The following is a 12,291-nucleotide window of genomic DNA, read 5'->3' on the forward strand; positions in this document are numbered from 1 at the left end:
GCGTGGCGCGGGTCTGCGCCACGCGGCGGCCCAGGCTCATCTCACACTGAACGTCGACAGGCGCAGGCCCGCTCCCTTCAGCACCAGGTACACGTCCGTACGGCCCTTCGTCGCGCGTGACAGGTCGGCGCTCACCGTCTCGTAGGTGTACGGCGACGAGGTGCCGCCGAAGGCCGCCGTGCCGACGAGTGTGCCGGTCGGGGAGCCGAGGCGTATCTCGACCGTGCCCGCCGCGCCGGCCGCCCGGGCGCTGAACTCGGTCGCGCCCGAGCCGAGTCGGGTGTCCGTGAACTTCAGCCACGCCCGGTCGGACGCCGCCGCCACCGCCGTACCGCGCTCCTTGGACTCGTCGACGAGGCGGGTGCCGTCGTAGTCGTCGAAGTTCTCGGCGCGGGTCGTGCGGGTGAGGTCGCGGGCCGGGATGGTCTCGCCGGCGACCTGCCAGGTGGCGCGGGAGCGGATGTCGGCGGAGGAGGAGCCGACCAGGACGTCGTAAGTGCCCTTCTCCACGGTCCACTTGGAGCGGGTGACGTCCCAGTGGGCCAGGTCCTTCGGCGACAGCTTCAGGTGGACCGTCTTCGTCCGGCCCGGCTTCAGCGAGACCCGTTGGAACGCCTTCAGCTGCTTCAGGGGCTGCTTGTCACGGGAGACGCGCTGGTGGGTGTAGAGCTGGACGACCTCGTCGCCCGCGCGGCTGCCGGTGTTGGTGACCTTCACCTCGTAGCCGTTCGCCGTCCTGCGCAGGTCGCCGTAGCGGAAGGAGGTGTAGGACAGGCCGTGGCCGAAGGGGTAGAGGGCCTGGCCCTTGAAGTACTGGTAGGTGCGGTCGGACTTGATGATGTCGTAGTCGAGGATCGAGGGGAGGTCGGACTCGGAGCGGTACCAGGTCTGGGTGAGACGGCCCGAGGGGTTGGCGTCGCCGTAGAGGAGGTCCGCCAGGGCGTTGCCGGTCTCCTGGCCCGCGTGGGAGGTCCACAGGAGTGCGGGGACGTCCTGCTGGAGGGCGCCGAGCGTGGTCGGGTAGCTGTTCTCGACCACCACGACCGTGTTCGGGTTGGCCTTGCGGACCGCCCTGACCAGGGCTTCCTGCGCCGGGGCCAGGCTCATGTCGGTGCGGTCGTGGGCCTCACGGCCGTTGATCGACGGGTTGGAGCCGACGACCACGACCGCCGAGTCCTTGCCCTTGACGGCGGCCACGGCCGCGTCGACGCCGCTGCGGACGACGTCCTTCGTGTAGTGGGCGGCCTGCTCCTTGGCCACCAGGCCGAGGGCGCCGTCCGTGCCGGTGGGGCCGAGGTAGACCGGGTTGCCCCACCAGGACTCCTCGGTCTCGTAGCCCGCGTAACGCAGCAGGTACGTGCCGTCGCCCTGCTCCTCCAGCCGGAACTGCTGCTGGGCGAACCAACCGCCGGGCTGTACCTGGTCGTTGACGAAGCTCGACCAGTTGTAGCCGACGTACTTGCCGTTGGCGGCCGAGCGCAGGGTGACGACGCCGCCGCCCCAGTCGAAGACGTCGAACTGCGTGGCCGTGCCCGAGGCGTCGGCCTCCTTCAGCGGCTCGCCGTCCGTGTCCGTGCCCGCGGTGACGTACTTGCCGGTCGCCGTGTTCCTCAGCGCGACGCGGTCGACGCCCTCGCTGCTGGTGACGTCGGTGCCGAGTTCGGCGGCGATGCCCTCGGCGGGGGTGACGGCATAGGGGAGGGAGCCGGAGTACCAGTCGGTGTACAGGGTGTCGGCGAGGGGGCCGACCACGGCCACGTCCTTGTCCGACTTCTTCAGCGGCAGCGTGTGCGCCTGGTTCTTCAGCAGGACGGCACCTTCCGTCGCCGCCTCGCGGGCCAGCTTCTGGTGCGCCGGGCTGTTGATGACGGACTTGTCGATCGCGCCGTACGTGCCGCCGCCCGGGTCGAACTCACCGAGGCGCACCCGGACGGACAGGATGTGCCCGGCCGCCTCGTCCACGTCCGCTTCCTTCAGCAGGCCCTTGTCCATGGCCGACTTGACGGCGCCGGTCGTCACCGACGAGTCCGCGTTGTTGTCCGTGAAGCTGTCGATGCCGGCCTTGATCGCCGCCGCGTCGCCCTCGACCACACTGGGGAAGTACTGCTGGTCGCCGGGGAGGTTGCCGGGCGCGAAGGCGTCGGTGACGTTCAGGAGGTCGTACGAGGACCAGCCGCGCACGACGTCGTCCAGGTCCGGGTTGACCGTGTTGGGGCGGCCGTTGACGAGGTTGTAGGAGGACATCACGCCGGTCGCCGCGTCCGCCTGGAGCGCGGGCTTGAACGCCGCCTCGTCGTACTCCTTCGCCACCCGCGGGCGCAGGTCGGAGGAGGTGGTGGTGCGGTGGTACTCGTTGTTGTTGGCGAGGTAGTGCTTCAGCGTCGGGGCCGTCTTGAGATGGTCCGGGTCGCCGCCGGTCAGGCCCTCGCCGTACGCGGTCGACAGGGCACCGGTCAGTGCGGGGTCCTCGCTGTAGCCCTCCTCGTTGCGGCCCCAGCGCGGGTCGCGGAGCAGGTTCACCACGGGCGCCCACAGATTGAGGCCCCAGCCCTCGGGTCGTTCCTGCTGGAAGCCGCGGGCCTCGTCGCCGACCGCGGAGCCGACCCGCTCCATCAGGGCCGGGTCCCAGCTGGAGGCCAGGCCGATCGCCTGCGGGAAGACGGTGGTCTCACCCAGCCAGGCGACGCCGTGCAGGGCCTCGGTGCCGGTGCGGAAGGGCTGGATGCCGAGGCGGGGGATCGCGGGCTGGTACTGGTGGAGGAGGGAGATCTTCTCGTCGAGGGTCAGCCGGCCCAGGAGGTCGTCGACCCGCTGGTCGACCGAGAGGGTCGGGTCGCGGAAGGGGTAGGCGGGGTCGTCGGCGTGCGCGGGGACGGTGGCGCCGAGTCCCGCGATCAGGGCCAGCGCCACCACGAGCGTGGATCTGCGTCTCTTCTTGCTGCCTCTCATCGATCGGCTCCTTCGTGTAGGGCCTTGCGTCAACAGGGGTCGTCTCAGGGCGTGTTCCTCGGTGCCGTGCTCGCGCGTTCCGTCATCCGGGGCGGCAGCAGCGTGGCCTCGGGCACGGCCTTGGCATCGAGCTTGCGCATCAGCAGTTCCACGGCCCGCTCGCCCACCTCGGCGGACGGCAGGGCGACCGAGGTGATCGGGACGCGGAGGTTCTCGGCGAGTTCGTCGGGGCAGATGGCGGTGACCGACAGGTCGGCGGGGACGCGCAGCCCGAGCTGCTCGAAGGCGTCGACGAGCGGCTCCAGGATCGCCTCGTTGTGGACGACGACCCCGGTCAACGCGGGCTGCTCGCGCAGCAGTTGCCCGGCCACCTCGCGGGCGGCGGCGGGCGTCGCCTCACAGGGGTGGACGGAGGAGGCGAGGCGGCCCCGGTCCGCGGCGGCGGTGAAACCCTGGACCACCCGCTGGGCGAACGCGGTCTGGCGGACGTAGACCTCGGGCGGTGAGCCGACCAGGGCGACCACCCGATGTCCCAGTCGGGCCAGATGCTCCACGCACGCCTCGCCGGCCGCCCTGAAGTCGAGGTCGATGCAGGTGAGGCCGTCGGCGTCGGCGGGGAAGCCGATCATCACCGAGGGCCGGTCCAGGGAGCGCAGCAACGGCAGCCGCGGGTCGTCGAGCTGGACGTCCATGACGACGAACGCGTCCACGAGCGCGGAGTCGGCGACCCTTCTGAGGCCGTCCTCGCCCTCCTCCTGGGTCAGCAGCAGCACGTCGTGGTCGTGGCGCCGGGCGGTGGTCACCACCGACACGGCGAACTGCATCACCACCGGGACGTGGATGCCGGCCCGTAAGGGCACGACGAGGGCCAGCACATTGGACCTACTGCTGGCCAGGGCGCGGGCGCCCGCGTGCGGGCGGTAGCCGAGCTCGCGGATGGACGCCTCGACGCGCCGCCGGGTCTCCTCCGAGATGGGGCGCTTGCCGCTGAGCGCGTAGGACACGGTGCTGGGGGAGACACCGGCGTGCCGGGCCACGTCCGTGATCTTCACCATCAGCCCAGCTCCAGCGAGACGAAGCCGGTGCCCGCCTGCGCCCGCACGGTCCGCTCCCCGGCGGCCAGCCCCCAGGGCGCCGAGGGATCGCTGCACGAGGCCCGAAGCGTGTCCCCTTCGCGTACGACGGTGAAGGCGACCTCGCCGACCCGCACCACCACCCGGTCGCCCCGCCGCAGCCGGTAGGCGTGCAGGGTCACCCCGTCGGCGTGGTCGTAGTCGGGGCGCTCCGCCACCGCGCCCACCGGGATCACCGCACCGGGCCTGACCAGCAGCGGCACACTCTGGAAGCCGTGCTTCTCGCGCACCCAGCGCGGCCCGGTCACCGTCTCGCCGCCGACGAGGTGGGTCCAGGTGCCCTCGGGCACGTAGTAGGCGACCTCCCCGTCGTCGGAGAACACCGGCGCCACCAGGAGGTCGGGGCCGAGCATGTACTGCCGCTCCAGATGCGCGCACCCGGGGTCGCCCGGGAACTCCAGCACCATGGCCCGCATGACGGGCGTGCCCTCGGTGTGGGCGGTGCGGGCGGCCTCGTAGAGGTAGGGCATGAGGCTGAGCTTGAGCCGGGTGAAGTGCCGCAGCACGTCCACCGATTCCTCGTCGAAGAGCCACGGGACGCGGTAGGAGGAGCTGCCGTGCAGCCGGCTGTGGGAGGACAGCAGGCCGAACGCCAGCCACCGCTTGAACAGCGCGGGGCTCGGTGTGCCCTCGAAGCCGCCGATGTCATGGCTCCAGAAGCCGAAACCGGACAGCCCGAGGGAGAGCCCGCCCCTGAGCGACTCGGCCATCGACTCGTACGTCGCCTCGCAGTCACCGCCCCAGTGCACCGGGAACTGCTGGCTGCCGGCCGTCGCCGAGCGGGCGAAGACGACCGCCTCCTCCTCGCCCCGGTGCTTGCGCAGCACCTCGAAGACCGTGCGGTTGTAGAGGTACGAGTAGTAGTTGTGCATCCGCTCCGGGTCCGAGCCGTCGGCCCAGGCCACGTCGGTGGGCACTCGCTCGCCGAAGTCCGTCTTGAAGCAGTCCACGCCCTGGGAGAGCAGGATCTCCAGCTTGCCCGCGTACCAGTCGCGGGCGGCCGGGGAGGTGAAGTCGACCAGTGCCATGCCCGGTTGCCACAGATCCCACTGCCAGACGCTGCCGTCGGGGCGCTTCAGCAGATGTCCGAGCGCCTTGCCCTCCGCGAACAGCGGGGAGCGCTGGGCGATGTACGGGTTGATCCAGACGCTGACCCGCAGGTCCCGTGCGTGCAGCCGGGACAGCATGCCCGCCGGGTCGGGGAAGACCCGGGGGTCCCACCGGAAGTCGCACCAGTTGAACTCGCGCATCCAGAAACAGTCGAAGTGGAAGACGGAGAGCGGCAGTTCACGCTCCCGCATGCCCTCGATGAACGAGGTCACCGTCTCCTCGTCGTACGACGTCGTGAAGGACGTCGACAGCCACAGCCCGAACGACCAGGCGGGCGGCAGCGCCGGACGGCCGGTGAGGGCCGTGTACTTGCGCAGGATGTCCTTGGGGTCCGGGCCGTGGATGACGTAGTACGTCAACTGCTGGGCCTCGGCGCTGAACTGGACCCGTGACACGGCCTCCGAGCCGACCTCGAAGGAGACCTTGCCCGGGTGGTCGACGAAGACGCCGTAGCCCGCGTCGGTGAGATAGAACGGCACGTTCTTGTAGGCCTGTTCGGTGGCCGTGCCGCCGTCGGCGTTCCAGATGTCGACGACCTGGCCGTTCTTGACGAGCGGGCCGAAGCGTTCGCCGAGGCCGTAGACGGAGGTGCCGACGGTGAGGTTCAGCTGTTCGCGCAGGTAGTGGGCGCCGTCCGCGTCCCGCATGATGCCCATGCCCTTGGGGCCGCTGCTGGTCAGGGTCCTGCCGTGCGCCAGGAAGTCGACGTGCCAGGGGCCGGTGCGGGCCACCCGGACCGACAGGGCGCCGGAGGTGAGGGTCGCGTGCTCCTCGTCGTACTCGGTGTGGGCCGCGAACTCCTCCTTGGCGACGTCGAACCGGGGGCCGCGGGGCCGCTCGCCCTGGAAGTGGGTGAAGGTGAGGCCGATGACGTCGGGCATCGGGGAGTGGGCGCTGATCGTCACGACCGGTCCCTTCAGCAGGTCGCCGCGATGGCGGATGGGCTGCGTCGGCGCGTGGATCTCCAGCGCGCCCTCGCCGGCGGTGACGTCGAGGACCTCGACCGGGTGGGCCGCGGTGACGCCCTCGCGGAGCAGCCAGTAGCCGTCGGTGAACTTCATGTGGGGGGTTCCTTACTTCACCGCTCCCACGGCGATGCCGCGGGTGAGCGTGCGCTGGAAGAGGAGGAAGAACACGATCGCGGGCAGCACACCGAGCAGGGCGGCCGCGTTGGTCATGGTGGCGTCCATCAGCCGCTGGCCCTGGAGGACACCGAGGGCCACCGACACCGTCTGGTTGTCGTTGGAGATCAGCATGACCAGGGGGAGCAGGAACTCGTTCCAGGTCCAGATGAAGAAGAAGACCATCAGCACCCCGAGCGTGGGGCGGCTGACCGGGACGACGATCCGCCACAGCACCTGCCACTTGCTCGCGCCGTCGATCTTCGCGGCCTCGATGATCTCCCGGGGGAACTGGCCGAGGACCGAGGAGAGCAGATACGTGCCGAACGCCGCCTGGATGACGGTGAAGACGATGACCACGCTCAGTCTCGTGTCGTAGAGGCCCGCCTCCTTGCTCAGGTAGTAGATCGGGTAGACCAGCGCCTCCTGCGGCAGCATGTTCGCCAGCACGAAGAAGGCGAGGACCCAGGGTCGGCCCTTGATACGGCCGATGCCGATCGCGTACGCGTTGAGGATCGACAGCACCACCGCGAGGACCGCCACCGCGCCGCTGATCAGCACGGAGTTGAACAGCTTCTGCGCGTAGTCCACGCGCTCCCAGAAGTCCTTCAGCCCGTCGAGATAGAGGCCGTCGGGGAGGCTCAGCGGGCCGTTCTGGCTGTACTCCGCCGGGGACTTGAAGGCGTTGAGGGTGACGATCAGAAACGGCACGATCATGAAGAGGGCCGCGACGCACAGGGCGACCAGCACCGGGTAACGGCGGAGCGCTCGGGTCATGACCGGTCCTCCTCGCGGGTCTGGAGCCGCAGCCCGATCAGGGAGAGCGCCAGGATGATGACCGTGAGCACGGTGGAGATCGCGGCGCCGTAGCCGACCTGCGTCTTCTCGAAGAACGTGGTGAAGGAGAAGTACGACGGGACGTCGGTCGCGCCGCCCGGGCCGCCCTTCGTCAGGACGTACACCGCGCCGAACACCTTCAGCGCGGCGATCGTGCACCAGGTCAGTACGACGTAGATCTCCGGGCGGATCTGCGGCAGCGTGATGTGCCAGAACCGGCGCCACCAGCCGGCCCCGTCCAGCTCGGCCGCCTCGTACAACTGCGGGTCCACCCGCTGGAGTCCGGCCATGAAGACCACCAGCGGGAAGCCGAGCTGCACCCACACCATCACGCCCATCACGCTGTAGAGCGCGATGTCCGGGTCGCCGAGCCAGTCCTGCTGCCAGGAGGCGAGGCCGACGGCCTTGAGGAGTGCGTTGAGGGAGCCGTTGTCGGGGGCGAGGATCCAGCTCCACACGATGCCCGCGACCGCGATCGGGAGCACCTGGGGGAGGTAGAAGCAGGCGCGCAGGACGGCGGTGACCCGGCTGCCGAAGTGCTTGCCGACGTAGTCGAACAGGGCGGCGGCGAGGACCAGTCCGGCCGCCGTCGGTACGGCCGCCATCGCGACCACCATGAACAGACTGTGCCGGAACGACGCCCAGAACTCGGAGTCGTCCAGCAGCTCGCGGTAGTTGGCGAGCCCGGTCCAGTCGGGGGAGCCCACGCCCTGCCAGTCGGTGAAGCCGACGTACGTGTTCATCAGGAACGGGACGATGATCACGGCCAGGAAGGCGAGCACGCCGGGGAGCAGGAAGAGGGCGTAGGAGTCGCGGGGGCGGCGGGGGTGACCGGCCTGTGCCGCCTTGCCGGTCACCCCGCGCTTCTCGACGGTCACCGTCATTGCTTCGGCGCGCCCTTGTCGTACGCGTCCTGGAGGGCGTCCAGGTAGCCGTCCGGCTTCTCGCTGTCGGTGATCAGCTTCTGGGTCTGGGAGACCAGGACGTCATAGAAGCCGGGCACCGGCCAGTCGGGGTAAAACGCCAGCCCGTCGCGCTGGGAGAGGGTGTTGAAGTTGTCGATGAGCGCCTTCGACCGGGCGTCGGTGATCGCGCTCGCGTCGGCGGCGACCGGGACACCGCCCTTGTTGCCGAGCAGGTTCTGGATCTTCTTCGACATGGTGATGTCGATGAAGTCGTAGGCGAGTTCCTTGTTCTTGGCGCCCTTGGGGACCACCCACAGATTGCCGCCGGAGCCGAGGGTCAGGTTCGAGTCGGGCCACAGGAAGGTGCCCCAGTCGAACTTGGCCTCGTCGACGAAACGGCCGTACCACCAGCTGCCGGAGAAGAAGATCGGCGCCTTGCCCTGGAGGAAGGAGACACCCGCGTCCTCGGCCTTGGTACTGGACGAGGTCTTGCTGATGTAGCCCTTCTTCACCCAGTCGGCATAGGTCTCGGCGGCGTACGTCCAGGCCGCGTCGTGGAAGTCGGTCCTGCCCTTGTACAGCTCGTAGGAGTCCACCCAGGCGCGGTCCGCCTTCGACAGGGCGAGCTGGTAAAGGTACTGCTGGGCCGGGTACTCGGCGCCCGCGTTGGCCAGCGGGGTGACCTTGTTCCGGACGAACGTGTCCATCGCGGCGGTCAGTTCGTCGAACGTCTTCGGCTCGGCGATCCCGTACTTCTTGAACAGGTCCTTGTTGTAGAACACCATCGTGTACTCGGCGTAGTTGGGCACGCCGTACCACTTGCCGGAGCCCATCACCCCGTTGGTGTCGTACACGCTGGTGGTGCGGACGCTCGCGCTGAGCTTCTTGTCCCAGCCGCGCTTCGTCGCCTCTGCGGTGAGGTCGGTGAGCAGGCCCTGTTTCGACAGCAGCCCGGCCGTCGCGTTGCCCTTGTTGTACTCCATCACGTCGGGCGCGTCGGAGGAGTTGAGGACCATCGGAGCGGTCTTCTGGATCTGCTCGAAGCCCTTCTCCTCGAACTCCACCTTTACGCCCGGGTGTTTGGCCTTGAACTCCTTGATCGCCTCGTTCCAGGCCTGCCCCATCGCGCTGTTCGGGGCCTCGTAGTGCCACAGCTTGAGTGTCTTGCCGTCTCCTGAGGATCCGCTGTCGGAGTCCCCGCAGGAGGTCAGGAGCAGTGCTCCGGCGGCGAGCACCGCCGTCGCCACCACGCGCCTTCGTGCCGTCAACATCCCGTGCCTCCAGGGGAGTCGGAGCCGGATGGTGCTTCGGATCGTTCGCGGGTCGTGCTCGGTTCTTCCTCGGTACGTCGAACCGTTTCGACGACTTACGTCGAAGCGCTTCGACGGGGGAAGGTATGTGGGGGCTGTGAGTGAGTCAATGGCTCGCGCGAGAATTGCAGCGACCACGATCGCCGGGAGCGGGGAAGGCGGGACGATGACGACGGTGGTGCGCGAGGCGCCGATCGTGCCGGGAAGCCCTTTGCTGGGCTCGATGAACGACCTGCTCAGGGACCCTCTGGGTACCTATGAGCGGGCCCGCCGTGACCATGGTGACGTGGTGCGTTTCCGCGCGGGTCCGCCCGGGCTGCGGGCGGAGGTCTACGCCGTCTTCTCGGCCGCGGGGGCGCAGCAGGTGCTGGCCGGGCAGGCCGCCGACTTCCGCAAGGACAACGTCTTCTACGAGGAGCTGCGGCAGACCATCGGCAACGGGCTGCTCACCAGCCAGGACGAGGTGTATCTACGGCAACGCAGGCTGGTGCAGCCGCTGTTCACCCGGCGGCGGGTGGACGGGTACGCGGGGCAGGTCGCCGCGGAGGGGGTGGCTCTGGCCGCAAAGTGGCGGGGGCGCGGCACCGTCGAACTGGTCGGCGAGATGCACCGGTTCGCGTTGCGGATGGTCGGGCGGATCCTGTTCGGGGCGGACATGGAGAAGGCGTTCGACGTCGTCGAGCGCACGCTGCCGCCGCTCCAGCAGTATTCGATGAAGCGTGGCCTCTCCCCCCTCAAGTCGCCGCGGAACTGGCCCACTCCGGCGAACCGTGGTGCCGCCCGCCTTCAAGGTGAGCTGTTCGCGGTGTGCGACGAGATCATCGACAGTCGGCGCCGGGGTGGAGCGGGGGCCTCCGAGGATCTCGCCGGACTGCTCGTCCACGCCCGGAACGCCGAGGACGGCAGCCTCGATGACGCCGAACTCCGCGAGCAGGTCCTGATCTTCCTGCTGGCCGGGCATGAGACGACGGCGACGGCACTCGCCTTCGCCCTCCATCTGCTCGCCCGGCATCCGGAAGAGCAGCGGCGGGTTCAGAAGGAGGTCGATGAGGTGCTCGGCGATGACCGGATGCCCACGGCCGGGGACATGGAGGCGCTGCCCCGGCTCACCATGGTCGTCAAGGAGGCGATGCGGCTGTATCCCTCGGCGCCGGTGATCGGGCGGCGGTCCGTCGCGGACGCGGAGATCGACGGCGTACGGATTCCCGCGGGCGCGGATGTGATCGTCAGTCCGTGGGTCACGCAGCGGCATCCCGCGTACTGGGTTGAGCCGGAGCGGTTCGATCCGGGCCGTTTCGCGCCGGGGGCGGAGGCTGGGCGGCCTCGGTACGCGTGGTTTCCGTTCGGGGGCGGGCCGCGGGCGTGTATCGGGCAGCACCTTTCGATGCTGGAGTCGGTGTTGGGGGTGGCGGTGTTGCTTCGTGCCTTTGAGTTCGAGGACTTGGAGGGCAGGGAGGTGCCTGTGGGGGCTGGGGTGACGTTGATGGCCAAAGGGGCGGCGAGGGTGCGGATCAGGTCGCGGGGGTGAGTGGTGCTTGTTCGGGTGCGGCTCCGTCGTGGCTGGTCGCGCCCACGCGGCGGAGCCGCACATGTGTACAGCCCCGCGCCCCTAGGGGGTTGTCGCCAGCGTGATCATCAAGGCCGCGGCTGCTGCTGTGAGGGGGACTCCGTAGCCCGCCGTTGTCGATATGTGCTCGGCGGTCCAGCCCCCTGTCGCGCTGCCCCCGGCAATACCGCCCAACAGGCCCGTCACCGCCAGGGTCATGCCCTCGTTCAGGCGGCCCGGGGGAGTGCGTTCCTGGATCAGGGTCATCGTGGTGACCATCGTGGGGGCCGTCGCCATGCCGGCGATCAGGAGGGTGGTCGCGAGGAGCAGCAGGGAGCCGGTCGTGGCCGCCGCCAGGAGCGGCAGGGTCAGGAGTGCGGTCATCGCGGCCACGCACCACGGGTGGCGGTCCTCGGCCCGGCCGCGCAGTTTGAGGGCGCCGTACACCAGGCCCGCCGCACATGAACCCGCTGCCTGGAGGCCGAGCACGACACCGGCCGCCGACGCATGGCCCCGCTCGTCCGCGAACGCGATCGTGACGACCTCCATGGAGCCGAACACCGCGCCCATGGCCAGACAGGCGAGCAGCAGCGGGGGCATGCCCGGGGCCCGTAGCGGTGTCTTCGCGGGAGCATGTCGCTGGAGTGGGGGTTCCGTCGCGCGTTGGGCCGTGAACAGGAGCATTCCCGTCACCAGCAGTACGGCCCCGACCAGCGTGCCCGCCTCCGGGAAGAGGGTCCCGCAGAGCAGGGCCGCGAGGACCGGGCCCAGCATGAAGCACAGCTCGTCGGCGGCCTGCTCGAAGGAGTTCGCGGTGTGCAGCGCCTTGTCGTCGCCCTTGAGGAGGTGGGCCCAGCGGGCCCGGGACATGCCGCCGATGTTGGGGGTCGTGGCGGTGGCGGCGTACGCGGCGAACAGGGTCCAGGCCGGGGCGTCGTGGCGGACGCACAGGAGGAGGGCAAGCGAGCCGAGGGCGGCCAGGAGCGTGGCGGGTACGGCGACGCGGGCTTGGCCGTGGCGGTCGATGAGGCGGGCGGTGAAGGGGGCCAGCACCGCCGTCGCCGCGAGGCCCGTCGCGGTGACGGCGCCGGCGAGGGCGTACGAACCCCGCGTCCCGGCGATCATGACGACCGCGCTCACGCTGAACATGCCCATGGGGAGCCGGGCCAGCAGGTTGCCCGCGGTGAAGGCGCGGGTGCCGGGGTGGGTGAAGAGGCGGCGATAGGGGCCGGGCGGGCGGGGTGCGCGGGGCGGGCGTGGGGTGAAGTCGGCCATGACCAGCATGTCGCCGGTGGTGGTGAAGAGGGTGCGGCGGTGGGTCGGTTGCGGCATGGGTCCACCGTCGCCGGTGGGTGATCTCGGGGTCCAACACCTGCCGCG

8 protein-coding genes are annotated in these 12,291 nt (G+C 69.8%); 1 reads left to right on the forward strand and 7 read right to left on the reverse strand.

The window, feature by feature from the left end; genetic code table 11:
• Positions 1-36 precede the first annotated feature (36 nt).
• From ACIHIX_RS29935 to ACIHIX_RS29960, 6 genes are read right to left on the reverse strand one after another with little or no spacing between them, the layout of a single operon-like run.
• Positions 37-2,949, reverse strand: coding sequence for a glycoside hydrolase family 3 C-terminal domain-containing protein (locus tag ACIHIX_RS29935; protein WP_399961529.1), 2,913 nt, complete (start codon positions 2,947-2,949; stop codon positions 37-39).
• 44 nt (positions 2,950-2,993) lie between these two features.
• The gene (locus ACIHIX_RS29940) at positions 2,994-4,004 is read right to left on the reverse strand and encodes a LacI family DNA-binding transcriptional regulator (protein ID WP_399961531.1); all 1,011 of its coding nucleotides are present in this window, start codon (positions 4,002-4,004) and stop codon (positions 2,994-2,996) included.
• Positions 4,004-6,253 (reverse strand): alpha-xylosidase, encoded by a 2,250-nt coding sequence (yicI, locus tag ACIHIX_RS29945; protein ID WP_399961533.1) that lies wholly within the window; start codon positions 6,251-6,253, stop codon positions 4,004-4,006. Before yicI ends, ACIHIX_RS29940 begins: the two co-directional genes overlap by 1 nt.
• A gap of 12 nt (positions 6,254-6,265) precedes the next feature.
• A complete protein-coding gene (locus tag ACIHIX_RS29950; RefSeq protein ID WP_399961535.1) occupies positions 6,266-7,090 on the reverse strand; it encodes a carbohydrate ABC transporter permease in 825 nt (274 codons plus the stop codon).
• Complete coding sequence (locus ACIHIX_RS29955; protein WP_399961537.1) at positions 7,087-8,034, reverse strand: carbohydrate ABC transporter permease; 948 nt, start codon at positions 8,032-8,034, stop codon at positions 7,087-7,089. Before ACIHIX_RS29955 ends, ACIHIX_RS29950 begins: the two co-directional genes overlap by 4 nt.
• Positions 8,031-9,326 (reverse strand): ABC transporter substrate-binding protein, encoded by a 1,296-nt coding sequence (locus tag ACIHIX_RS29960; protein WP_399961539.1) that lies wholly within the window; start codon positions 9,324-9,326, stop codon positions 8,031-8,033. Before ACIHIX_RS29960 ends, ACIHIX_RS29955 begins: the two co-directional genes overlap by 4 nt.
• A 205-nt stretch (positions 9,327-9,531) precedes the next feature.
• On the opposite strand from ACIHIX_RS29960, the gene ACIHIX_RS29965 reads away from it, so the two are divergent.
• Positions 9,532-10,893: a cytochrome P450 gene (locus ACIHIX_RS29965; RefSeq protein WP_399961541.1), complete on the forward strand. Its 1,362-nt coding sequence runs from the start codon at positions 9,532-9,534 to the stop codon at positions 10,891-10,893.
• Between the two features lie 81 nt (positions 10,894-10,974).
• Here ACIHIX_RS29965 and ACIHIX_RS29970 read toward each other — a convergent pair whose 3' ends face one another.
• Entirely contained in the window at positions 10,975-12,243 is a 1,269-nt protein-coding gene (locus ACIHIX_RS29970) for an MFS transporter (protein ID WP_399961543.1), read from the reverse strand.
• Positions 12,244-12,291: the final 48 nt, after the last annotated feature.

The sequence above is a fragment of the Streptomyces sp. NPDC051913 genome, assembly GCF_044593635.1.
GTDB lineage: Bacteria > Actinomycetota > Actinomycetes > Streptomycetales > Streptomycetaceae > Streptomyces.